Source organism: Croceibacterium selenioxidans, assembly GCF_018599195.1.
GTDB lineage: Bacteria > Pseudomonadota > Alphaproteobacteria > Sphingomonadales > Sphingomonadaceae > Croceibacterium_A > Croceibacterium_A selenioxidans.
The window spans coordinates 1,329,476-1,352,968 of the sequence record NZ_JAHFVK010000001.1 but is presented as its reverse complement, the minus strand read 5'-3'; the positions used below and the strand labels follow the sequence as shown (position 1 = coordinate 1,352,968).

Sequence of the window (23,493 nt, the reverse complement as noted above, 5' to 3'; positions counted from 1 at the left end):
GTGGCGTGAATGCGCGGCATAAGCTGCACACTGCCCCAATAAGGAGCCCGATAATCGTGAAATTCAAACCTGGCTTCAGGCGCGCTGCGCTAGCCGGTGCGGCCGCTATTTCAATCTGCGCCACCCCAGTTGTAGCGCAGCGCGCCGGCAGCGCCATTACTCCGGCCGAAGCCCAGCAAGGCGCCGAGTATCACCCGGAACTCCTACGTGAATTCGGCGGAGAGATGACCGGGCCTCAAGCTGACTACATCAAGCAAGTGGGTCAAAACATCGCGGTCCAATCCGGCCTGTCGAACTCGGCGTCGGCGTTCAACGTCACTTTGCTCAACAGCTCGGTCAACAACGCCTTCGCCATTCCAGGCGGTTACGTTTACGTCACCCGCCAGCTCGTTGCCTTGATGAACAACGAAGCGGAATTGGCCGGCGTGCTCGGCCATGAGGTTGGCCATGTTGCCGCTCGCCATTCGAAACAGCGCCAGAACGCCGCTACGCGGAATAGCGTGCTTGGAGCGCTCGGTTCGATCCTGTCGGGCGTTCTGCTTGGGAATAACGCGCTCGGTCAACTTGGTCAGCAGGTGTTCTCGACCGCGCCGCAACTGCTGACGCTTAAATATTCGCGCAAGCAGGAAACCGAGGCCGACCGCCTCGGTGTGCAATATCTGCGCAACGCTGGATACGATCCGCACGCTATGGCGACGGTGCTGCAAAGCCTTGCGGCTCAGGAAGCGCTCGATGCGCGCCTCGCAGGACGCGATGCAACCCTTCCCGAATGGGCCTCTAGTCACCCTGATCCGGCAAGCCGAGCCCAGGGGGCCAATAGCTTGGCGGGCAACCTCACGGGCGTGACCAATCGGGACACGTTTTTGACCCGCATCGATGGCGTGATTTACGGAGACGATCCCCATCAGGGCGTTGTTGAGGGAAATACTTTCATCCATCCGGACCTAAGGCTGACCTTCACCGTTCCGCAGGGCTATTACATGGTCAATGGATCGACTGAGGTTTCGGTGAACGGCCAGAGTGGTCAGGCTCAACTGACGACGGCAGCGTTTGACGGAAATCTCGAGAACTATGTCAGACAGGCGTTCCAGACGATCGGGGGGCGAAATCAACTCGCACCTCAAAATTTGCAGCGGACCCGCATAAACGGTCTCGAGACACTTATCGGAACATCGCGAGTGAATTCCAGCCAGGGTGCGGTGGACGTGACCGTCGTGGCCTATCAGTTCGCAAACAATCAGGCCTACCATTTCGCCTCGATTGCTCCGGCCGGACAAGCGGCCGTGTTCAACCCGATGTACAATTCGATGCGTCGCATTTCGGCGCAAGAAGCGGCGCAAGTGATTCCGAGGCGGATCGATGTCGTCACCGCGCGCAGCGGTGATACGGTTCAGTCGCTTGCTAATCGAATGGCCTATTCCGATGCCCAGATGGATCGCTTCCGCGTGCTGAACGGCCTGTCAGCCAATGCGCAGGTCGTGCCGGGTGAGAAGTACAAGATCGTCGTCCGCGGCAGCTGAGCTAAAGACCGGCGACAATAGAAAAAGGCGGCAGGTCGCCCTGCCGCCTTAATCTCGCGAGCCGAAGCTCGACTTTTGCGATTACTTGTTCGCGTTCTCGAGCTGACCGCCAACCTTGGTGAAGGTGCTGTTCAGCTGAGTGCCGATGGTGCCCATGGCGGCCATCGCGGCAACCGCGATCAGAGCAGCGATGAGGCCGTATTCGATGGCGGTGGCGCCCTGCTCGTCACGGAGCAGCTTGTTGAAGAACTTCATGATCGTCTCCTAAGTTAGGTCTTCGGTACCCAACTTGACCTTACCCATTTCGACCCAAGGTAGAGATCAAGTGTCTCAGCATTACTTCGCATTCGTTGACAAAAGCCTAAGATCTAGGTTGTTGCGAACACCACCTTGTCCTTGACGACGGCCCAAAGGCCGTTGCCGCTGTCGGAAAGAGAGCTAAGCGAAACCATGATGGCAATGACAATCAATGCGACGATCAGGCCATATTCGATGGCAGTTGCGCCGCGGTTGTCCCGCAATACTCTGCAGTATAGTTCGCCCCTGAACATCGATAGTTACCCCACGACATCGGTCTGATCGAACGGCGTTATCGCGCCGCTGTCCTAACAAATGATGGATTGGATTGGTTAACGTGGAAAATTGTCCGACATTCATGCCCGTGGTGGCGGCGGCTATCCGCGATGAATCGGGCGGATTGCTGTTGCAGCAGGCCTTGTCCCACAAACGTCATGGGGGCCTCTGGGAGTTCCCCGGGGGGAAGGTGGAAAATGGCGAAACTCCGCGATTTGCGGTTCGTCGTGAGGTCTACGAGGAGCTCGGGATTCAGCTTGATCTGGAAGGCATGAAACCGGCGGGCTTTGCGGAGGAGGCAGCCGAATCCGTTCGCCCTGGAATTGTCCTGTTCCTTTACAATTGCCCCGTGTGGGAGGGCGATCCAGTAGGCCGCGAGGGTCAGGCGTGGGGTTGGTTCAGCCCCGCGCAGGCCGCTGAACTGGCCATGCCCCCGATGGATCGCGCACTACTTGAAGGATTGTGTCCCGAAGTCCGATCATAGCTATTGCCAAGCCAGAAAGGCCTCCCTATGTGGCGCCCTCCAAGCGCGCCCGTAGCTCAGCTGGATAGAGCACCAGACTACGAATCTGGGGGTCAGAGGTTCGAATCCTTTCGGGCGCGCCAATTCTCAAACGTCGTCACAGACCTGAGGCCGCGCGGCATTTTGTCGGGCGCGATGTCGCTACGTATCCGTCTTGAACGCGCTCATGGCGCCCGGGAATGGCGAACCCTTCGCACAAAGCGGAAAAGCGCTGATGGCGCGCAAACCCGGTGTGGAAGCTACGAACAGCGCAGATGCCGTCAGGCCCGGTGGACTCGCAGCGGCGTGACGTCCTGGCCCAGCAGCACCATTGGCACGGCCTCGGCGGGCATGGCCTTTGAATAAAGGAAGCCCTGGCAGACGTCACAACCAAGGGCGATCAGGGCAGACTCCTGCGCCAAGGTCTCAACGCCCTCGGCGACGATCTGCATTCCCAGACAGTGGCCCAGATTGATGACTGCGGCGGAAATCGCCCCTGCTTCCGGACTTTGCCCTAGCTGTTGGACAAACGTGCGGTCGATCTTCAGCAAGTCGATCGGAAACTGACTGAGGTGTGAGAGCGACGCATAGCCAGTTCCGAAGTCGTCCAGCGCGATCAAAATGCCACTTTCGCTCAATGATCTGAGCGCGGCCTCCACGTATCCGGCTCCACGCCCAAGGAAGACGGTCTCGGTCACCTCAATCTGGAGACAAGAAGGCGGAATTCGCTTGCGCTTCATTCGGGTCAGCAGGCTCTCGACGAACCCCTCCCGGCGGAAATCGGCGGCCGTAAGGTTTATGGCGACGTGGCCGAAGGGCACTTCGGCCGCCAACCAGCTTTCGATCTGTGCCAGCGTGCGTTCGATCATACGCTCGCTCAGGACGGCGCATAGCGCTGGATCGTCGAAGGCTGCCTTGATGTCCTCGGCGCCCAGGACCTGATTATCGACCCCAGTGCAGCGTAGCAGTGCCTCGAAGCCAACTATCCTTGAGGTGCCAAGCGAGATCTTCGGCTGGAAAAAAGGCATCACACGGTCGCGCTTCAGCGCCGTGAGCGCGGCAGCCACCATCGTCTCTCGACCTTCCACCTCCGCCTTCATGGAGGACTCAAAAAGTTTGAGCTGACCACGTCCGGCGGTTTTCGCGGCGTAAAGGGCAATGTCGGCGGCCTTCATGATTTCGGAGCGATTCCCGCCATCCAACCCCAAACGGCTGGCTCCGATGCTTGCGCCGCAAGCGAGCAGTCTTCCCTGATATTCGAAAGGCTCGCAAAGCCCCGAGTAGATTCGCGCGCCCGCGCTCCAGACATCGGCGTCCGACCGTGCCGAGATCAGAATGGCAAACTCGTCCCCGCCGAGGCGAACGACGAGTTCGTCCTCGCCCAGAGCCGCCTGCAGTCTCGCCGCGAAGGTCGAGAGCATGCGGTCCCCCGCGTCATGGCCGAGCGTGTCATTGATTGTCTTGAAGTTGTCGATGTCGAGCATCAGCAAAGCCGCCGCCGGCTGGTCTGTCTCCAGAATCGCGTCGAGTTGATCCTGCAGTACTGCTCGGTTTGGCAAACCGGTGAGCGGGTCGTGCCTTGCCATCCACAAGGCGCGCTCCTCCGAGCGCTTCTGGTGGGTGATGTCACGCGCGACGATCAAGATCCGACCGGACTCATCGGAGATGCGGCTGGCGATAACGTCGAACCAGCGCATTCTGCCGTCGGGATCGATGCGCCGTGTCGTTAGATTGGCCGACCCATCGCGTACCACAGCTGCAAGAGCCTTTTCGCCGAGCGCTTGATCCGACGGGTGGAGCAAGGAAAGCCAGGCAATCCCGATCAGATCGTCGCTGTCGCGTAGGGCGGAGTTCGGACGATTACAGAAGATGATGTCATGCTGCTCGTTGAGGATGAGCGTGTAGTCGGGGCTCGATTCAAGAATGATCCGATTGAAGAACTCGCTCTTCTCGAGATCGTTCAGCGCCGTCATCTGCGAAACCATCATCCTGTGGAGGACGAATGAAGCCGAGAAGATGGTGAGGATGAAGACCGGTAGCTGGACGGAAATGATCGCAATGCCCGGCTCCGACGCGATCAAACCCGCGATGGTCGACGGGGCGAGGGCGAGAAACACCATGAGTGCGGCCAATCTCGGCGTCCCGAAGTTGCGCAAGCAGATACCGCTGACCATTGCCGCGGCGGACAAGCAGACAATGGTGGACAGGACCCAGTCGTGATTCGTCAGCGAGAAATAGGCCCCAAAGCCGATCGAGGCGGCCCAAGCAGAGGAAAGGAGGGCCGCCGTGGTCTTGGGTGGAGTTCTGCCATTCCTGAGCGCTCGACGCCCTGCCAGCAGGACAGGAAGGCGAACAATGCCCAGGCCGATCTCGACCGCCAACCAGATGAAGAACGGAGTGGTGGGCTGCCGCCACACGGCGATCCCTGCAACAGCGATGCTGTTGAATATTCCACCGAGGAAAATGGGTACCGAACCAAACAGCCCCGCCTCGAGTTGAGTGCGGATGGCAGGTGAAACCTGCATCCTTGCACCCAGAAGCGAATCGGTCGCACGGTCGATGTACTGATTTAGCGTGCGCACTCGGGCGGGGGCCTTGGTAACTTCTTGAGTTCCCTCAGGGTTAACGAGGTAAAGTTAAGATTACCCAACCTGGGTGGTAGGTCATTCCAGCAGGTCGAAGATGCGAGGCGGGAAGATTTGAAGCTGCGGTGCGGTGATACCTTGTTGCCCGAGCCGGAACCGGGAACCGTTATCGCTTGTTGCCGCCGTGGAACTTAGAGATGACACAAGCGGAGGGGCCTTGGACGCCGGGAAGATCGATCCTGAATTCGACGACAGTTCCATCGAGCCCGGCGTGTGGCGCTATGCGATGGCATCGCGCGTGCGGCTCATCGTCGATGCGGAGGTCTATTTCGATCTCGCTCAGCAGGCGATGCTCAAAGCACGGCAACGGATTCTACTCATCGGATGGGACGTGGACACCCGCGTTCACCTCACCCATGGCAGGCGCTGGTGGCAAAGAGCCTGGAAGCGCGACTATCCGGCGCGGTTGGGCGGCTTCATCCCTTGGTTGACCCGCCACCGGCCAGGCTTGGAGGTTCGGATCCTGAAGTGGGGCGTGGGCGCCCTCAAGTTTGCGGTGCGCGGATCGATGGTGCTGGACTTGATCCGCTGGTTCCCGAATCGGAGGATCGACTTCAAGTTCGACACGATTCATCCGATTGGATGCAGCCATCACCAAAAGATTGTCGTGGTCGACAAAGCCCTTGCCGTGTGCGGTGGGATCGACATGACGGTGGGGCGCTGGGACACCTGCGAACACCTTGAACAGGATCCGCGGCGAACGACGCCCAATGGAGCTTCCTACGCCCCCTGGCACGACATGACGATGATGCTCGAGGGCCCCATCGCGGGGGAGCTTGAAGAACTCGGCCTGAACCGTTGGCTACGGGCTGGGGGAAAGCGTCTCACACCCTCCAAGCCCGCAGATGAGAGCGCTTGGCCCGACGGGCTCGATCCTCATTTCGAGAATGTTGAGGTAGGGATCGCGCGGACGAGGCCGGAGTACGACGGCGATCCGGGCGTGCGCGAGATCGAAGAACTGTTCAAGCAGCACATCGCCCGGGCCCAGCGCTTCATCTATGCCGAGAGCCAATATTTCGCCTCACGCGTCATTGCCGAGGCAATCATAGCGCGAATGGCAGAAGCCAATGCGCCGGAGGTGGTGATCGTCCAGCCTGTCACCGCGCATGGGTGGATCGAAGCGGCTGCGATGGATCCCGCAAGAGCGCAACTCGTGGCCGCCATTCGCGAGATCGACCGGCAGGGCCGCTTTCATATCTACACGCCTTATTCAGGAGAAACGCCAATCTACGTCCATGCCAAGGTTCTGATCGTGGACGACCGAATCCTGCGGGTCGGATCGGCGAACTTCAACAATCGCTCCATGGGGCTCGATAGCGAATGCGATGTCTTCATCGACTGCGAGCGTCCCGCCAATGGGCATTGCGGTGACGTGATTCGCGATTTGCGGCATTCGCTGCTGGCCGAGCATTGCGGTATCTCGGCTGAAAAGGTGGCGGAGTTGATCGAACGAACGGGTTCGATGGCTGAAATGATCGCATGGCTTGGAAGGGATTCGGACCGACACTTGCGACCGTTTCATCCAGAGCCTCTCCCGGAATTGCCGATGAAGCTGGCGGCGAATGAGGTGCTCGATCCCGAGGAACCGGCAGACATGTTCCAGATACGCCGCCCAAGGCGTGGCCTTTTGCGCAAGGGCGGACTATTGGCCCGTGGCATGACCAGGGTGAAGAGGAAGTACCGCCCCCAATGAGCAGTTTGGACGGTCCCGATGAGGACGATCCGCGTGGCAAGCCGCCAGTACCGGAGGACGTGCAGGAAGCCGTCCGCACCCTGATTCGCTGGGCTGGGGACGATCCCGAGCGCGAAGGCCTTCTCGACACGCCGAAGCGCGTGGCGCGCGCGTGGAAGGAATATTGCCAGGGTTACACCGAAGACCCGGCCAGCCACCTTTCCCGCATGTTCGAGGAAGTCGGAGGGTACGATGAAATCGTGCTGCTCAAGGACATACCGTTCCAGAGCCATTGCGAGCATCATATGGCTCCGATCATAGGCAAGGCGGCCATCGCCTACCTGCCTACGGACCGGGTCGTGGGTATCTCGAAGCTGGCTCGGGTGCTGCACGCCTATGCGCGCCGCCTGCAAATCCAGGAACGCCTGACGGCCGAAGTCGCGCAGTGCATCTGGGATGAGCTGCAGCCCAAGGGCGTGGCCGTGGTGATCGAGGCGAGCCATGCGTGCATGACCGCGCGTGGGGTGCGGACACCGGGGGTGAACATGGTAACAAGCCGGGTGATGGGAATCTTCCGCCGCGACGACAAGAGTCGCCAGGAAGTCCTCAAGCTGATGGGATACTGATTTGACCGCTCTACTCGTGCGGGGCGGCAAGCCCCTTACTGGCCGTATCGAACCGTCGGCCAATAAGAACGCCGTGCTTCCGGTATTGTGCGCCACCTTGCTCACTGATGCGCCGATCACCTTGCGCAATGTTCCCGAGATCACCGACGTTTCCCGGATCGTGGAGTTCTTTGGCACGCTCGGTTCCAAGGTGAATTGGGACAAGGCAGTCAAGATCCTCGAGATCGACCACTCGACGGTGGCAAAGGGGACGGATGCCCGCTTGCCGCAAGCCATGCGCGCCTCGATCATGATGATCCCTGGCCTGATCGTCCGGCTGGGCGAGGCCCGCCTCGAGCACGAGGTCAAGGGCTGCACCCTCGGTGCGCGCGAGATCGATCCTCACGTCGCCGTGTTTCGTGCGTTCGGAGCCGAAGTCAGCCAGAGCGGGCACGACATCGTGTTCCGCGCATCCGGCAAGGGACAGGCCGCGCGTATGTGGCTCGAGTATGCTTCCGTAACCACGACCGAGAACTTCATCCTCAGCGCCCTTACCGTTCAGGGGACCTCGCAGATCGTCAACGCTGCTTGCGAGCCTCACGTGCAGGAAATGTGCACCTTCCTCGAGCTCTTAGGCGCGAAGATCATCGGCAAGGGAACGTCGATGGTTTCGGTCGAGGGCGGGACGAAGCTCGGCGGGGCTGACTACACCTTCATCGACGATTTTCACGAGATCGCCACGTTCCTGGCACTGGCGGCGGTAACCGGTGGTGACATCCAGGTGCGCAACAATCACCCGGAACACTTCGACCTGATCGACCGCACGTTCGGCAAGTTCGGAGCTGAGGTGAAGCACGAAGGAGGCTGGTCGCGACTGGCGGCGCCGAAACGGCTGGTAGTCGAGGAGAACTTCACCTCGCACCTCATCACGAAGGTCGAGGCGGCGCCGTGGCCCTACATTCCGGCCGACCTTTTGCCGATCTTCATTGCGCTTGGCGTAAAGGCGCAAGGTTCGGTGATGTTCTGGAACAAGGTCTACGAGGGCGGGCTCACCTGGCACACCGAACTCTCGCTGTTCGGCGCCCATACGCTCCTGTGCGACCCACATCGCCTGATCACCTTCGGCGGAGATGAATTGGCGCCGGCGACGGTTACGAGCCCGTACATCATCCGCGTCGCTATCGCGCTGCTGATGGTCGCATCTTCGATCAAGGGTGAGTCGACCATTCTCGATGCAGACCCGATCCGCCGTGCGCACCCTGGGTTCATCGACAACTTCGTGTCGCTCGGCGCGGACGTGCAGTGGGTGCAAAACGCCTGAACGAAAGGTGAGGGGCGCTCCGCAGAGCGCCCCTGCATTGACTTAGAGCTGTCCGAGCATGTGCTCGGCGCTGCTGACTTTGAAGTCGCCCGGAGCTTCAACGTTCAGCTCTTCGACCACACCATCGTTGACGATCATCGAATAGCGCTGGCTACGCTTGCCCATGCCGAAGCCGCTGCCGTCCATCGTCAGGCCCAGCGCTTCGGCAAAATCGCCGTTGCCGTCCGCCAGCATGGTGATGTCCGACGAACCGGAGGCCTTGTTCCATGCACCGAGCACGAAGGCATCGTTCACCGCGGTGCCGACGATCTCGTCGACGCCCTTGGCCTTCAGTTCGGCGGCCTTCTCGACGAAGCCGGGAAGGTGCTTGACCGAACAAGTCGGTGTGAACGCGCCCGGCACAGAGAACAGGGCGACCTTCTTGCCGGCGAAGTACTCGCCGCTCTGGACCTTCTCCGGCCCGTTCTCGGTCGCCTTGACCAGTGTCACGTCAGGCAGCTTGTCGCCCTTGGAAATTGTCATCTGAACCGTTCTCCTGTGTGAGTGCGCCTGCGTACATAGGTTCTGCCGCCCGGGGCGCAACCGCGAACGAATTAGCGCCTAATGAAGTGCACCTTCCAGATGCTGGAGCTTGTCGGGGTTGCGCATGACGTAGATTGCCCGGACCTTGCCTTCTTCGATCACGAGCGCGGTGGTCTGCAGCACGCCGTCCGCCTCGCGCGTTATGTATCCGGGAAGACCGTTCACATACGCATAGCGGATCAGTGATCCCCTGTGCCCGCGCGTCAGCCGGGCGAGTGCGGCGTAAGTCCGAGCCACCTCATCGGCTCCTCGCATCACTCTGGCCACGGCTGGCCGCTTGCCGCCACCGTCCGAATAGAAACCGACGTCGCTGGCCAGCATCGTCCCGAGCCGCGCGGTGTCGCCTTCGCGCGAGGCGGCAAAGAAGGCCTCGGCCATTTCCATCCCGTGGGCGTGGTCGACAGGAAAGCGCGGCTTTTCCGTTCTCACATGCTCGCGGGCCCGGCGGGCGAGTTGGCGGCAGGCGGCGGGATCACGTCCAAGCGTCTCTGCGATCTGCTCGAAGCTCTCGCCGAAGACATCGTGAAGCAGGAAGGCCGCGCGTTCCAGCGGGGAGAGCCGTTCGAGGGCGAGCATGAGCGGAAGTGTCACGTCGTCCTCTTCCTCCGCTTCCACCACCGGATCGGGCAGCCAGGTTCCAACGTAGTCCTCCCGCCGCGCCCGCGCCGATTTGAGCTGATCTAGACACAGCCGCGTGACCACGCGGCGCAGGTACGCCTCTGGCGTGCGCACGACGGCACGATCTGCCGCCTGCCAGCGTAGCCACGCGTCCTGCACCACGTCTTCGGCATCGCCCATCGACCCGAGCATGCGGTAGGCAACGCGGAGCAGCCGCGGCCTTAATGCTTCGAACTGAGCGACCGTCTCGTTCATGCCTTCCAGCCTAACCCCGGATCGAACAATTCGAAAGCAACCGCGAGGCGGTTCCAGCCGTTGATCACGTTGATCATTAGCGTGAGTTTCACTTGTTCTTCCTTGCTGAACAGCTCGTCCAGTCGGGCATAGACGGGGGCGGGGGCGCGCTTGGTGGCAACCAGTGTGAGGTGATCGGTCCAGGCCAGCGCGGCGCGTTCGCGGTCACTGTAGCAGGGCGCTTCCTCCCATGCGTTTAGCAGAGCGATCCGCTGTTCGGTCTCCCCAGCCTGACGCGCTTCAAACGTATGCATATTGAGGCAATTGGCGCAGCCGTTGATCTGCGAGGCCCGAATTTTTACCAGCTCGACCAAGGGCTTCTCGAGACCGCTCTCGGCAACCTGATTCGAATGATCGAGCCAGGCTTTTATGAGTTCCGGCGCGGCGGTGTAGGGATTGAGGCGCATCGTCATGATGATCACATCCATTTCATTTTGAGGGACGATGCCTTGACGAGGCAGCCAACGCGGATGTGACATCGCGGGCGAAAATTCTTCGTTCTACCCGTTCAGCGGGTGGATCGACCAAGGCGTGTTTGCCATGCGCGGCGCGACGGACTATGTGCGTTCGCGATACCGGCGTCGGCATGGAGCCCCGGCTGCGCCTTCACCCCAAAGCACAGGAGTGTTGCACCGTGGCTACCGCTGCCGTCGTAGAAAAAGACTATATCGTCCGGGACATCTCGCAGGCCGACTACGGCCGGGCCGAGATTGCCATTGCCGAAACCGAGATGCCGGGCCTGATGGCACTGCGCGAGGAATACGGCCCATCGCAGCCCCTCAAGGGCGCGCGCATCACTGGCTCGCTGCACATGACGATCCAGACCGCCGTTCTGATCGAGACGCTCGTTGCTCTCGGGGCGGAAGTACGCTGGGCCACTTGCAACATCTTCTCCACCCAGGACCACGCCGCCGCCGCCATCGCCGCGCGGGGCATTCCCGTGTTCGCGATCAAGGGCGAGAGCCTGGCCGAATACTGGGACTACGTCGGCAAGATCTTCGAATGGGGTGACGATACCACTTGCAACATCATCCTCGACGACGGCGGCGACGCCACGATGTTCGCGCTGTGGGGCGCGCGTGTCGAAGCCGGTGAGGACCTGTTCGAACCTTCCAACGCCGAAGAAATCGAGTTCGTCCGCGCGCTCAAGGCCTTCCTCAAGGCCAAGCCGGGCTACCTGACCAAGACGGTCCAGGCGATCCACGGCGTGTCCGAGGAAACAACCACTGGGGTTCATCGTCTCTACAGCCTGGCCAAGCAGGGCAAGCTGCCGTTTCCGGCGATCAACGTGAACGACAGTGTCACCAAGTCGAAGTTCGACAACCTCTACGGTTGCAAGGAATCGCTGGTGGACGCGATCCGTCGGGCGACCGACGTGATGCTGGCCGGCAAGGTCGCCTGCGTCGCCGGTTTCGGTGACGTCGGAAAGGGTTCTGCCGACAGTCTCCGCAATGGCGGCGCTCGCGTCATGGTGACTGAGATCGATCCGATCTGCGCTCTCCAGGCCGCGATGGAAGGCTATGAAGTCGTGACGATGGAAGAAGCGGTGAAGCGCTGCGACATCTTCGTCACCGCGACTGGCAACGAAGACGTCATCACCGCCGAGCACATGAAGGCGATGAAGCCGATGTCGATTGTCTGCAACATCGGCCACTTCGACAGCGAGATCCAGATCGCCGCCCTCGACAACTACGACTGGGCGGAAGTGAAGCCGGGCACCGACCTGGTCACCTTCCCGGATGGCAAGAAGATCATCATTCTCGCCAAGGGCCGCCTGGTGAACCTCGGCTGCGCCACCGGTCACCCGAGCTTCGTGATGAGCTGCAGCTTCACCAACCAGGTGCTGGCGCAGATCGAGCTCTACACCAAGGGTGAGCAGTACCAGAACGACGTTTACGTGCTGCCCAAGCACCTGGACGAGAAGGTCGCCGCTCTGCACCTCGACAAGCTCGGCGCCAAGCTGACCAAATTGAGCCAGCGCCAGGCCGATTACATCGGCGTGCCAGTGAGCGGTCCCTTCAAGGCCGACCACTACCGCTACTAAGGGTTCTGCGAGAAACCCCATCCTCCCTGTCGCGAAGCGATGGGGAGGGTGGACACGCGGAATGGGTGAAGGAGCTGCGATTACGCAACGGCCCTCCGTCACTCCCTCAACACGCGCACCACCTTCCTTTGAGGTTCGCTCTCAGGCAGGATTGCGCGCTCATCCGGTCCGAATAGTCGTGCAGGAGCGGGCTTCAGGCATTGCATCCCCCCCTCGGCGCTAATAGCTGACAGGTCATGGAATTATCTCCTGTCGCGCTGGTCATGCTGGGCCTCCTTCTGGCGGCATGGACTTTTGGTGCGGTCTGGCTGGTGCTGGCGGCGCAAAGCCGCGCCCGGCACGCCCGCACGGCCCGGTCGACGGCGCGGCGGCTTACGCGCATGATAGACGATTCTCCGGCTATTCCGCTGTTGGTGAGGTCGGACGGCAAGATCGAGGGCCCGGAACGGCTCGCGGCATGGCTTGGGCTGGCAAAATTGCCGGGATACCTGAGCGAACTCGATGGCGGGGAGGCCGGCGGTCTCGAGGCCGATGACCTCGATCAATTGCGCGACGCGGTCCGCAAGACGCAAAAGACCGCGGCGCCCTTCAGCATGGTCGCCACGCCGCGTGGTTCGGGCAAGAGCCTGGCGATACGCGGTCACCTGGCCGATCCCGTCATCGCCCCGAACGGAGCGGCTTTGCTTTGGTGGTTCGACTTCTCCGAAAGCCAGGGAGAATTGGCACGCCTGCGCAGCGAAACCGCAAGGGCCAAGACTGACTTCGCCGCGCTTGTCGGTCTGATAGAGGCGGCGCCCACGCCGATGTGGTTCCGCGGTCCGGACATGAAGCTGCGCCTCGTGAACAGTGCTTATGTCGAAGCGGTCGGGAGCGAGAGCGCCGAGGACTGCGTCAAGAATCAGGTCGAATTGATCGAGGTGGTCGATGGGCTCAGCGCGGCCCAAGTCGCGCGGCAGGCAGCGGACAAGGATCTGCCGGTGGAGCGCATCGTCCAGGCCACGGTCGGGACCCAGCGCCGCACGTTGCGGGTCAGCGATCTTCCGCTCGGTAAGGAAGGCGTCGCCGGCTACGCCATCGACATCGAGGAGATGGAAGAGCAGGCTCGCGAATTCCGCGCATTCCGCGAAGCTCAGCGTTCGATCATCGACCAGCTTTCCGTGGGCGTGGCACAGTTCGACGCGGACCGGGTGCTGACCTTCGCCAACCAGCCCTTCCAGCGCATCTTCGCGATGCCGCCTGCCGCGCGTCTCGATCCGCTGAAGTTCGATCGCTTCCTCGACACCGCGCGTGAGGCGGGCCGCTTGCCCGAGGTGCGCGACTTCCCGGTCTGGCGTCGTGAGCTTGGGGGCTGGTTCACGGCCGGTGAGGCGAGCGAAGATGCCTGGACGCTATCGGACGGAACCCACCTCAGGATTGTCGCCCAGCCTTTGCCCGACGGCGGGCTGTTCATGGTTGCCGAGGACCGCTCCGAGCAATTGGCGCTTTCAGCCGGGCGCGATACGCTCCTGCGTACGCGAACCGCGACATTCGACAGTCTGTTCGAATCTCTCGCCGTGTTCGCGCCGGATGGCCGGATGCAGCTATGGAACCGCCGCTTTCCCGAAATCTGGGGGCTTCCGGAGGAATGGTTCGACGAACATCCGCGGATCGAGTCCCTGCTCGAGCGTATTGGATCGAGGCTCGCGCGGCCGGGCCAAAGGGAAGCGATCGGCGAGGTCGTGCGCGCCGCCACCCTAGACCGCAAGCAGCGGGGTGGGCGGGTGCAACTCTCGAACGGACGCACCCTGGAGTTTGCAGGTGTGCCGCTTCCCGATGGCAACGGGTTGCTTACCGTGCTTGACGTCACCGACAGCAAGAAAGCCGAGGATGCCCTGCGCGAACGCAATACGGCGCTGGAAGAAGCCGATGCGGTAAAGACGCGGTTCCTCGCCAACATGTCCTACGAGTTCCGCACCCCGCTAACTTCGATCGGTGGGTTCGCCGAACTCTTGCAGACCGGCGTCGCGGGGCAGCTCAGCGATCAGGGGCAGGAATATGTCGCAGCAATCCTCGCCTCTGTAGGGCGGTTGAGTGCCCAGATCGAAAGCGTGCTCGACCTGACGCAAAGCGAGGCCGGGCTGCTGCCGATCGCGACCGAGGAAACCGACCTGCTCACTTTCGTGACCCAGATCGTGCGCGAACGCGAAGATGCCATCGAGGACAAGAGCCTGACGCTCGACTTGCGCGGTGACCGCTCGGCAGGGACGATCATGGCCGATATCCGTCAGCTGAAACGCGCCATCGGCAATTTGCTCGACAACGCAATCAAGGCAGCACCGACGGGCGGGCGCATTCTCGTCGCTCTTTCCCGTCGTAAACAAGGTGTGCGGATCGTGGTATCGGACAACGGCCCGGGCATGAAGCCGAGCGAGCTCGCGCGCGCGCTCGATGGTTATCGGATGGGCGCGGACGGCAAGCCGGAAAGCCGGCGTGGCGGCCTTGGCCTGCCGCTGGCCCGACAGCTGATCGAAGCGCATGGCGGCCGGCTGGAACTCCAGTCGGAAAAGGGCTCCGGAACAACCGCGACGATCGTGCTGCCGTGACCGTTGACTTACCGGACCTCGTTTCGATGGAGCAATGGGGCCAGCGGATCGCGGCGACCTTGCGACCGGGGGACGTCATTGCGCTCACAGGCGGTTTGGGCGCTGGCAAGACTACCCTCGCCAGAGCGATCATCGCCGGGCTCGGTCACAAGGGAGAGGTCCCGTCGCCGACTTTCACCATTCTGGAGACCTATGATCCACCAGCCGTGCGTTTGCCGCTGGTCCATGCCGACTTCTACCGGCTGAAACGGCCGCAGGAAGCGGAGGAGCTGGGTCTTGATGACTATCGCGAGGGGGCGGTGTTGATTGCGGAGTGGCCCGAACAGGCGGGCGGATTTGCCCGCGAGCCGGGCTGCCTCTCCATCACGCTGGAAATTGCGGGTAGTGGCCGCAGGGCGATTGTCGAACCCGGGGCTGATTGGCTAGGGCGCCTTCCATGAATTCAGAACTGCCGGATGGTCTCGAGGCGTTTCTAGAGGATGCAGGGTGGAGCGGCTCGATCGTCGAGCCTTTGCCCGGCGACGCCAGTTTTCGCCGCTACTTCCGCATCCGAAGGGATGCCGGAAGTGCGATGCTGATGGATGCGCCCCCTCCGCACGAAGATCCTGGTCCATTCCTCCACGTGGGCAAGTGGCTGACCGCAAATGGTCTGCGAGCGCCGGTAATTTACGCTGAACAGCCCGAGCGGGGGCTGGTCCTGATCGAGGACTTCGGTGCCGACCGGATGCGCGACTGGCTCGACGTCAATCAAGAGGCGGAAGAGGCGATCTACTCGCGCGCCGTCGATGCGCTGGTCGAGTTGCACGGCTGCCCGCCGGGGCCTTTCGAGCCCTATGACATGGCTGTTTATCAGCGCGAAGTCGGGTTGTTTACCGAGTGGTACTGCCCCGCCATGAAACTGTCGGTCGACGACGGGGGCTGGCGCGAAGCGTGGAACGAGGTGCTCGAACCGATGCTCCCGCGTCAGCGGCCGGGCGTGACGGTACTGCGAGATTATCATGCCGAAAACATCATGCTGCTTCCCGATGGCGGGCAAGGGCTGATCGATTTCCAGGACGCGTTGGTGGGCCACCCTGCCTACGACCTCGTCTCACTGCTTCAGGACGCGCGGCGCGACGTTTCGCCTGCGCTCGAACGCAGGATGCTGGACCGCTATCTGGCCAAGGTGGATGCGGGACCGGACTTCGAGGCAGACTACGCCCGCCTTGGTGCGCAGCGGAACGCCAAGATTGTCGGCATTTTCGCCCGCCTGTGGCTACGCGATGGGAAGCCGCGCTATCTCGCGATGATCCCCCGCGTGTGGGAAGCGATGGAACGGGACTTGAAGCATCCCGCACTGGCACCCGTGGCGGACTGGTTTGCCGCCAATGTGCCGCAGGGGTTACGTGATACAGGCGGTGGTGAAATCCTGTGACCGGGCTGGCCGCCGATAGCGCAATCGTGCTTGCTGCCGGGCTTGGAACCCGCATGCGTCCGTTGACCAACGATCGGCCCAAGCCACTGGTGGAAGTGGCTGGCAAGCCCCTGATAGATCACGCGCTCGATCGCCTGGCCGAAGCCGGGGTCGAGCGGGCGGTCGTCAATGTCCATTATTTTCCCGAGGCCATCGAAGCTCATCTCGCGGGACGTCGCTCGCCGCGGGTGACGTTCTCCGACGAGCGCGCCCTGTTGCTCGAAACCGGTGGCGGTTTGGTTAAGGCCCAAGGGCAGTTGTCGGACCCGTTCTTCTGCGTGAACAGCGATAATGTCTGGCTGGATGGACCAGCCAACGCGTTTGCCGAGCTTTCGCGCGTATGGGATGGGGCGCGGATGGACGCTCTGTTGCTCTTGGTCTCGCATACGCGGGCCTCAAACTATAGCGGCAAGGGCGACTTTCATATGGACGGTACGGGCAGGCTGAGCCGCCGGCGCTCAGGCCGGATCGCTCCGTTCATCTACACCGGCGTGCAACTGGTTTCGAAGCGATTGCTGCGCGACGCGCCGGAAGGCCCGTTCTCGACCAACGTGCTGTGGAGCCGCGCGATTGAAGAGGGCCGTTTGTTCGGCATGGCCTTCACCGGCGAGTGGTTCGAGGTAGGCGACCCCGAGGCGATCGCACCGACGGAGGCGGCCTTGGCCGGTGCCTGACCGTCCAGGACCCAACGTCTATTCGATAGCCGCGCATCGCGGGTTCGCCGATGCGCTCGTCGCGGGCCTGGTGCCGCGCTATGCCGATTCCGAGTTGGGTCTGGCCCGGCTGACGCTCCTGCTGCCGAGCGGCCGCGCGGTGCGGACAATGAGCGAAGCCTTCATCCGCCATTCCGGCTCCGGCCTGCTGATGCCGCGAATGGTCGCGGTCGGCGACCTCGACCTCGACGAGACGCTGGGACCTTTGCTCGACCCGCTGGGAGCTGGCGATGGGATTCCCCCGGCTGCCGATCTAACCCGTCGTTGGCTGCGCCTGGCCGAGATGATCCGCGAGGTGCGCGGAGCCGATGCCCCCAAGGGCAGCGCCTTGTTGCGGCTTGCTTTCGAGATGGGGCGGGCCATGGACCGCTTGCTCGTAGAGGAAATCGGTCCGGAGGAACTCTACCAGGAGCGCGTCATGGGCCTGCTGGGCGACATGGCCGACAACTGGAAGCGCAGCCTGGCGCTGTTCATGATCGTGCAGGATCGCTGGTATCAGGAGTTGATGGCGCGCGGCGAGGTCGATCCGGCCGACCGGCGCAATCGGCTGTTCCGCTTTGCCGCCAAGCGCTGGCGCGCCGATCCGCCGGCCACGCCGATCGTCGCGGCGGGGGTGACTAGCGCGGCCAAGGGCGTCGCCGCGCTCCTGCGAACCGTGGCGCGGCTGCCGAACGGTGCCGTCGTGCTGCCAGATCTCGACCTGTCGATGAGCGCGGACGTGTGGGACGAGCTTGGCGCAGCGGGCGCTCCTGATGCCGAGCAGCCGATGATGCGTGGCGATGCGGTTACCCACCCGCAATATCACCTCAAGCTGCTTCTCAACCGCATGCGCATCTCTCGCGATGAAGTGCAGCCTTGGCACCGCGCTGGCCTTGGCAAAGGGCCGCCCGAACGCAGTCATGCGATCTCCAGCTTGTTCCTCCCGCCAGAGGCAAGCAAGGAATGGGCCGGGCTGCCTCCCGAAAGACGCAGGCTTTCGGACGTGCGCCTAATGCTGACCGATCATCCGGAGGAGGAAGCCCAGGCCATCGCTCTTCTCGTGCGGGAAGCGCTGGAGGAACCCGAGAAGCGGGTCGCGGTGGTCACCCCGGATCGTGGGCTAGCGGGCCGGGTGGCGCAGCACTTGCGGCGCTGGAATATCGAGGCCGACGATTCCGCCGGGCGAGCCCTGTCGCAGACCGCGGCCGGGCGGTTGCTGCTGCTATTGGCTGAGGTGGGCGCAGAACAGGCGGCCCCGGTTTCGTTGGTCGCGCTGCTCGAGCATCCGCTCGTTCGCGCTGGGGAAAGGCGCGCAGACTGGCTCGAAGCTGCCCGTGCGTTGGAGCTGGAGCTACGCGGCCCCCGGCCGGCTCCGGGTATTGCATCAATACGAGAGCCAGCGCAGGCAGCACAGGTCAGGCCGTGGTGGGACGAGGTGGAAGCGATACTCGCGCCGCTGATCGAGCCGGGAGAGGCGCTGCTTGCCGACCAACTCGACCGCTTGGTCCTCGCGGGCGAAGAGTTATGTGGAGAAGGATTGTGGGCGCGCGAGGACGGTCGCGCCCTGGCAGCCCTGGTGGAAGACCTGCGATTGCAAGCGCGCGATGTCGGCACCCTGCTGGACTCCGCCGACTTACCGGCGGTCTTGCGCGACGCGATGGACCGGGTCGCGGTGCGGCCTCCCTATGGTGGCCATTCACGCGTGGCGGTTTACGGTTTGCTGGAATCGCGCATGACGCGGGCCGAACTGGTGATCTGCGCCGGGCTCAACGAGGGCGTGTGGCCGGCCACTCCGGCCCCCGACCCCTTGCTCGCTCCGGCGGTCCTGCGCGCTCTCGGCGTGCCGGGCGCGGACTTCCGCATTGGTCTCGCCGCCCATGATCTGGCCGGCCTCCTGGGCGCGCCCGAAGTCGTGCTCAGCCGGTGCCGCCGCGATGCCGCTGGTCCGGCGATCGCGAGCCGGTTCTGGCTGCGCGTGCAGGCGATGCTCGGCGAGGATCTTCTGAAGAACCATCTCGAAACGGCAATTCCCGAACTCGCTCGCTCATTGGACGATGGCAAGCCCGCTGCTCCTCACGCCCGGCCGCAACCCAAGCCTTCACCAGAGCAGCGCCAGGTCCGCCTCAGCGTCACCGCGCTCGATCGTCTGCGCTCGGACCCGTTCCAATACTATGCCAACTCGATCTTGCGTCTGAAGGAACTGGAGCCGCTCGACGCCGAGCCGTCTCCGGCTTGGCGCGGAGAAGTCGCGCACAAGATCCTCGAGCGGTGGCACAAGGGCGAGGGCACGCTGGAAACGCTCGCCGCCGATGAACTTCGCCAAATGAACGCGCACCCGCTGATGCGCGCGCTATGGCGGCCTCGACTGCTCAAGGCCCTAGAATGGATCGAGGGACAGATCGCCGCCAACCCCGCCCGAGTCCCGACGGTCATTGAAGACTGGGGCAAGATGGAGGTCCGTGGGGTCGAGATCTTCGGTAAGGCCGACCGAATCGACCGTTTCGAAGACGGCACGCTCGCCATCGTCGACTACAAGACCGGCGCACCGCCGAGTGGCCGCGAAGTTGAGGCGGGCTACGCCTTGCAGCTGGGCACTCTCGGGCTGATGGCCGAACGGGGCGCCTTTGAGAAAGTGCGGGGCGAGCCGGTGAGGTTCGAGTACTGGTCGCTCGGATCCAGCAAGGACAGCGAGACGGGGTTCGGATACGTCACCACGCCGATCCTTGAGGGCAACAAGCGGGTCGGCATCCCGCCTGAAGCATTCCTCCCCGAGGCTTCGCGTTATTTGAACGAGGCACTCGATCGCTGGATTTTGGGTGACGAACCTTTCACCGCCCGGCTCAATCCCGACGCACCCGGATACGACACTTACGACCAGCTCATGCGTCTCGACGAATGGATGGGGCGCGAATGAGCCAGGTCCATCCCCTCAAGGGCGACCAGGCCCGAGCGGTCGACCCTTCGGACAGCGTCTGGCTGTCGGCCTCTGCCGGAACGGGCAAGACGCAAGTGCTCTCGGCCCGCGTGTTGAGGCTCCTGCTGACACCGGGTGTGCGCCCAGAGAACATCCTTTGCCTGACCTTCACCAAGGCCGGTGCGGCAGAGATGGCGGAGCGCGTGAGTTCGGTTCTCGCGCGCTGGGTGCGGCTTGAGCGGACCAGACTGTTCGCAGAGCTCGAACACATCGGGGCCGACCCGACTTCCGAAGTCATCGAGCGCGCGCGGACCTTGTTCGCCAGCGTGCTCGATTGTCCCGGCGGGGGACTGCGTATCGATACCATCCACGCGTTTGCCCAATGGTTGCTCGGCGCCTTTCCCGAGGAAGCGGGTCTCATTCCTGGCACTCGGGCGATGGAAGACCGTGATCGGGAGTTGCTGGCGCACCAGGTCCTGGCGGATTTGCTGATCGAGTGGGAAAGTCGGCGCGAGACCGACTTGATCGCCGCGCTCGAAGGACTCTCGCTCAGGTTTGGCCCCGACAAGGCGCGGAGCTGGCTGATGCGGTGCGCCGAAGCTCGTGAGGCGTGGTTCGGTCCGGGTTCCTGGCAAGAGCCGCTCCGCCATCGCGTCGAAGCGCTTCTTGGTCTTGAATCCGGCACGGGGCCCGTGAACGTTGCGGCCTTGTGCGAGGACGCGATGTTCGACACGATCTCGTTACGGCGCTGCCTTACCACGCTCGAGGCCTGGGACAGTCAGACAGGTCGTGACGGGGCCGGGGTCGTGCGTGCCTGGCTCGCGCTGGATCCGGCCGGGCGAGCCGAAACGATCGAAACGTTCTACGGTACGGTTCTCAACAAGACCGACGGTCAGCCCAAGCAGCTCAACAACATCCTCAAGCGAGACCCGGGCTATGGTGACGCCATCGCCCAGGTGATGCAGTGCCTCGAGCGGGTGCAGCGGCAAAAAGCCCTGCTATCCCTTGCCGACCTGCTCACACCTGCGCTTACAGTCGGTCGCCGGTTCGCTCTGGCGTGGGAAGAGGCGAAGCAGCGGGAAGGGCTGGTCGATTTCGACGACCTGATCCGCCGCGCGGCGGGGCTGCTGAAGTCCGAGAGCCAGGGGCGCTGGATCGCCTACAAGCTAGACCGGCAGTTCGATCACATCCTCGTCGACGAAGCGCAGGATACCAACGAGGCGCAGTGGGAGATCATCCGCGCGCTGACCGGTGAGTTCTTTACCGGGGAGGGGCAACGCGACAACAAGCTGCGCACGATCTTCGTCGTCGGCGACTACAAGCAGGCGATTTTCGGTTTCCAGGGCACTAGCCCCGAGAATTTCGAAGCCGCCAAGAACGCCTATGCCCGGGAGATGGCAGAACTGGCGCGCAACACTGCCGAGCTGCGCCAGCCGATCGAGGCGCGCGAGTTGGTCGAGCTTGGCCTCGGCCGATCTTTCCGGACTTCTCAGCCCGTGCTCGATTTCGTCGATATGGCCATTGAGGCGATCGGTCCGGAAAACTTCGGCTTGAAGGACTTGCCGGAGCGCCATGTTGGTCATGCGCGGCCGGGCCTCGTCACCCTTTGGAACCCGGTCAACTCGCGTCCCGACGATGAAGACGATGGTGAGGGGCCGGAGACCTGGCTCTCGGCCCCCGAAAGGCGGATGGCGGATAAGATCGCGGACCAGATCAAGTCTATGATTGGCCGCTTTACCCTTGCAAAGGAGGGTGGACGGACCGCCGCTCCGGGCGATTTCATGGTGTTGGTGAGGAAGCGCCGCGAACTCGCCGGATTGATCGTAGCCCGGCTTCACGCGGCGGGCGTGCCGGTGGCCGGGGTTGACCGTTTGCGACTGGGCGCGCCGTTGGCGGTCAAGGACCTGATGGCCGCGCTACGCTTTGCAGCCCAGCCGCGCGACGATCTCAGCCTTGCAGCGCTATTGGTGTCCCCGCTCGTCGGATGGAGCCAGGAGCAACTTCTCGAACACGGTTACCGCTCTCCGAAGGTGCCTCTGTGGGATCATCTCAGGCGGTCGCGTCACGCCGAAGTTGCCGCTCTGCGCGATTTGCTCGATCCTCTGCTGGCCCGCGCCGACTTCGAGCCGCCACAAGCTCTGCTGCAGTGGCTCCTGGTTGGTCCGTGGCAAGGGCGGCGCAAGCTCGTCGCCCGCTTGAGCCGCGAAGCGAACGATCCGATCAACGAACTGCTCAACGCTGCGCTGGCCTATTCATCTTCTAACACACCGAGCCTCCAGGGCTTCATCCAGTGGTTCGACGCGGGCGAGGGCGAGTTGAAGCGCGAGGCCGGCGGAGCCGAGAACCTTGTGCGCGTCATGACGGTCCACGGCTCCAAGGGACTGCAGGCGCCGATAGTGATCCTGGCCGACGCGACAGGCGATCCCGACCGTTCGCAGCAGCGCGGCCTGTCGCTCAAGGAGCCGCCGGGTGAACGAACGATCCCTATCCTCGACCTGGGCAAGGACTTGCGCGTCGGCCGCGTCGCCGAAGCGGCGGAAGTTACGAAGAAGGCCGAGCGCGAGGAGCACTGGCGTCTGCTCTATGTCGCCATGACACGCGCAGAGGAGGCGCTGTTCATCGGTGGTGCGCTGGGGAAGCGAGAGAAGGAGCCGGCAGCGGATAGCTGGTACGCCCGGCTCGACTTGCTGGTGCAGAGCGATCGCGTGGCCGATCCGATCTGGGGCGAGCTTCGAGAACTCGGAGAGCGGGCACCAGCGGCTCTCAAGCCGGTGCAGGAGGAACTCGCCATTCCGCTTGCGCCTCCTGCATGGGCGCTGCGAACCGTCGGGCCGGAGCCACGACCGCCGAGGCCTCTTGCTCCTTCTTCGGTTGGAGAAGACCAGGGCGCCGATCCGCCGTTGCCGGCCGAAGCTCTCGCCACTGCGGCCCAGCGCGGGGTGTTGATCCACCGACTGCTCGAACGCCTGCCCGATATCGCACCAGACGAGCGGGAGTTATTGGCCGTCTCCTGGCTGGCGCGCAACGCTGCGACGCTGTCCGAGGATGAGCGCACCGGCATGGTTTCGCGGGCGCTGACCGTCCTCGCGGAGCCGAAGTGGGCGGAACTGTTCTCGCCGGACACGCTAGCCGAGGTGCCGTTGGCCGCCGTAGTCGAGGGACAGGTCATTTCCGGTACGGTCGACAGATTGCTGGTCCAACCGGACCGGGTACTCGTCGCCGATTTCAAGACGGCTCGCCGGCCGCCGCGCTCAATCGAAGAAGTGCCGCTTTCAACTCTGCGCCAGATGGCGGCCTATGCTGCTGCGCTCGCCGCGATTTATCCGGGGCGCAGGATCGAGGCGGCGATACTCTATACCCAGACCCCGCAACTGATCCCGATACCAGCCGATCTGCTCGCCGCGCATCGGCCGGGTCTCAACGCCGGCTTGACCCCGGAGCAGGAAAGCTTTGTGAATTGAGCCGTTGCCACTTGG

18 protein-coding genes and 1 tRNA gene are annotated in these 23,493 nt (G+C 63.0%); 13 read left to right on the top strand and 6 right to left on the bottom strand.

The window, feature by feature from the left end:
- The first annotated feature begins 56 nt into the window (after positions 1 to 56).
- Positions 57 to 1,520, top strand: a complete 1,464-nt coding sequence (locus KK137_RS06585) for a M48 family metalloprotease (protein ID WP_420829313.1) — start codon at positions 57 to 59, stop codon at positions 1,518 to 1,520.
- Between the two features lie 81 nt (positions 1,521 to 1,601).
- Here KK137_RS06585 and KK137_RS06580 read toward each other — a convergent pair whose 3' ends face one another.
- Complete coding sequence (locus KK137_RS06580; protein ID WP_214535357.1) at positions 1,602 to 1,775, bottom strand: Flp family type IVb pilin; 174 nt, start codon at positions 1,773 to 1,775, stop codon at positions 1,602 to 1,604.
- Positions 1,776 to 1,888: 113 nt separating this feature from the next.
- Positions 1,889 to 2,041, bottom strand: a complete 153-nt coding sequence (locus KK137_RS06575) for a Flp family type IVb pilin (RefSeq protein ID WP_250893606.1) — start codon at positions 2,039 to 2,041, stop codon at positions 1,889 to 1,891.
- A gap of 134 nt (positions 2,042 to 2,175) precedes the next feature.
- Between KK137_RS06575 and KK137_RS06570 the strand changes: the two genes are divergently transcribed.
- Positions 2,176 to 2,577, top strand: coding sequence for an NUDIX domain-containing protein (locus KK137_RS06570; protein ID WP_214535355.1), 402 nt, complete (start codon positions 2,176 to 2,178; stop codon positions 2,575 to 2,577).
- Between the two features lie 45 nt (positions 2,578 to 2,622).
- Positions 2,623 to 2,699 (top strand) — tRNA-Arg (locus KK137_RS06565).
- A gap of 177 nt (positions 2,700 to 2,876) precedes the next feature.
- Here KK137_RS06565 and KK137_RS06560 read toward each other — a convergent pair.
- The gene (locus KK137_RS06560; protein ID WP_214535354.1) at positions 2,877 to 5,177 is read right to left on the bottom strand and encodes a putative bifunctional diguanylate cyclase/phosphodiesterase; all 2,301 of its coding nucleotides are present in this window, start codon (positions 5,175 to 5,177) and stop codon (positions 2,877 to 2,879) included.
- A gap of 220 nt (positions 5,178 to 5,397) precedes the next feature.
- Here KK137_RS06560 and KK137_RS06555 point away from each other — a divergent pair, with 220 nt between their 5' ends.
- The 3 genes from KK137_RS06555 to KK137_RS06545 are packed head-to-tail and all read left to right on the top strand — an operon-like array spanning position 5,398 to position 8,838.
- Positions 5,398 to 6,933 carry a phospholipase D-like domain-containing protein gene (locus KK137_RS06555; RefSeq protein ID WP_250893605.1) on the top strand — a complete coding sequence of 512 codons (1,536 nt, stop codon included), beginning with the start codon at positions 5,398 to 5,400 and terminating at the stop codon, positions 6,931 to 6,933.
- A complete protein-coding gene (gene folE / locus KK137_RS06550; RefSeq protein WP_214535353.1) occupies positions 6,930 to 7,538 on the top strand; it encodes a GTP cyclohydrolase I FolE in 609 nt (202 codons plus the stop codon). The genes KK137_RS06555 and folE overlap by 4 nt, the downstream gene beginning before the upstream one ends.
- 1 nt (position 7,539) lies before the next feature.
- Positions 7,540 to 8,838 (top strand): UDP-N-acetylglucosamine 1-carboxyvinyltransferase, encoded by a 1,299-nt coding sequence (locus KK137_RS06545; protein WP_214535352.1) that lies wholly within the window; start codon positions 7,540 to 7,542, stop codon positions 8,836 to 8,838.
- A gap of 42 nt (positions 8,839 to 8,880) precedes the next feature.
- Here the strand turns inward: KK137_RS06545 and KK137_RS06540 are convergent, their stop codons facing one another.
- The 3 genes from KK137_RS06540 to KK137_RS06530 all read right to left on the bottom strand — a co-directional run bounded on the left by KK137_RS06540 (position 8,881) and on the right by KK137_RS06530 (position 10,745).
- The gene (locus tag KK137_RS06540) at positions 8,881 to 9,360 is read right to left on the bottom strand and encodes a peroxiredoxin (protein WP_214535351.1); all 480 of its coding nucleotides are present in this window, start codon (positions 9,358 to 9,360) and stop codon (positions 8,881 to 8,883) included.
- Between the two features lie 78 nt (positions 9,361 to 9,438).
- Positions 9,439 to 10,293, bottom strand: coding sequence for a sigma-70 family RNA polymerase sigma factor (locus KK137_RS06535; protein ID WP_214535350.1), 855 nt, complete (start codon positions 10,291 to 10,293; stop codon positions 9,439 to 9,441).
- Positions 10,290 to 10,745 carry a carboxymuconolactone decarboxylase family protein gene (locus KK137_RS06530; RefSeq protein ID WP_214535349.1) on the bottom strand — a complete coding sequence of 152 codons (456 nt, stop codon included), beginning with the start codon at positions 10,743 to 10,745 and terminating at the stop codon, positions 10,290 to 10,292. The genes KK137_RS06535 and KK137_RS06530 overlap by 4 nt, the downstream gene beginning before the upstream one ends.
- 221 nt (positions 10,746 to 10,966) lie before the next feature.
- On the opposite strand from KK137_RS06530, the gene ahcY reads away from it, so the two are divergent.
- From ahcY to addA, 7 genes are all read left to right on the top strand, one after another.
- A complete protein-coding gene (gene ahcY / locus KK137_RS06525; protein WP_338027992.1) occupies positions 10,967 to 12,376 on the top strand; it encodes an adenosylhomocysteinase in 1,410 nt (469 codons plus the stop codon).
- Positions 12,377 to 12,612: 236 nt separating this feature from the next.
- Positions 12,613 to 14,958, top strand: a complete 2,346-nt coding sequence (locus KK137_RS06520) for a PAS domain-containing sensor histidine kinase (RefSeq protein ID WP_214535348.1) — start codon at positions 12,613 to 12,615, stop codon at positions 14,956 to 14,958.
- Positions 14,955 to 15,398: a tRNA (adenosine(37)-N6)-threonylcarbamoyltransferase complex ATPase subunit type 1 TsaE gene (gene tsaE, locus KK137_RS06515; RefSeq protein WP_214535347.1), complete on the top strand. Its 444-nt coding sequence runs from the start codon at positions 14,955 to 14,957 to the stop codon at positions 15,396 to 15,398. The genes KK137_RS06520 and tsaE overlap by 4 nt, the downstream gene beginning before the upstream one ends.
- Positions 15,395 to 16,372, top strand: coding sequence for an aminoglycoside phosphotransferase family protein (locus KK137_RS06510; RefSeq protein ID WP_214535346.1), 978 nt, complete (start codon positions 15,395 to 15,397; stop codon positions 16,370 to 16,372). The genes tsaE and KK137_RS06510 overlap by 4 nt, the downstream gene beginning before the upstream one ends.
- Positions 16,369 to 17,085: a nucleotidyltransferase family protein gene (locus tag KK137_RS06505; protein ID WP_214535345.1), complete on the top strand. Its 717-nt coding sequence runs from the start codon at positions 16,369 to 16,371 to the stop codon at positions 17,083 to 17,085. The genes KK137_RS06510 and KK137_RS06505 overlap by 4 nt, the downstream gene beginning before the upstream one ends.
- On the top strand, positions 17,078 to 20,017 hold the full coding sequence (locus tag KK137_RS06500) for a PD-(D/E)XK nuclease family protein (RefSeq protein WP_214535344.1): 2,940 nt from the start codon (positions 17,078 to 17,080) through the stop codon (positions 20,015 to 20,017). The genes KK137_RS06505 and KK137_RS06500 overlap by 8 nt, the downstream gene beginning before the upstream one ends.
- Positions 20,014 to 23,478, top strand: coding sequence for a double-strand break repair helicase AddA (gene addA / locus KK137_RS06495; RefSeq protein ID WP_214535343.1), 3,465 nt, complete (start codon positions 20,014 to 20,016; stop codon positions 23,476 to 23,478). Before KK137_RS06500 ends, addA begins: the two co-directional genes overlap by 4 nt.
- Positions 23,479 to 23,493: the final 15 nt, after the last annotated feature.

Coding starts and splice junctions, on each gene's coding strand:
- KK137_RS06580 (WP_214535357.1), bottom strand. CDS start 1,775: ATGAAGTTCTTCAACAAGCTGCTCCGTGACGAGCAGGGCGCCACCGCC.
- KK137_RS06570 (WP_214535355.1), top strand. CDS start 2,176: ATGCCCGTGGTGGCGGCGGCTATCCGCGATGAATCGGGCGGATTGCTG.
- folE (WP_214535353.1), top strand. CDS start 6,930: ATGAGCAGTTTGGACGGTCCCGATGAGGACGATCCGCGTGGCAAGCCG.
- KK137_RS06540 (WP_214535351.1), bottom strand. CDS start 9,360: ATGACAATTTCCAAGGGCGACAAGCTGCCTGACGTGACACTGGTCAAG.
- KK137_RS06535 (WP_214535350.1), bottom strand. CDS start 10,293: ATGAACGAGACGGTCGCTCAGTTCGAAGCATTAAGGCCGCGGCTGCTC.
- KK137_RS06530 (WP_214535349.1), bottom strand. CDS start 10,745: ATGACGATGCGCCTCAATCCCTACACCGCCGCGCCGGAACTCATAAAA.
- KK137_RS06520 (WP_214535348.1), top strand. CDS start 12,613: ATGGAATTATCTCCTGTCGCGCTGGTCATGCTGGGCCTCCTTCTGGCG.
- KK137_RS06510 (WP_214535346.1), top strand. CDS start 15,395: ATGAATTCAGAACTGCCGGATGGTCTCGAGGCGTTTCTAGAGGATGCA.
- addA (WP_214535343.1), top strand. CDS start 20,014: ATGAGCCAGGTCCATCCCCTCAAGGGCGACCAGGCCCGAGCGGTCGAC.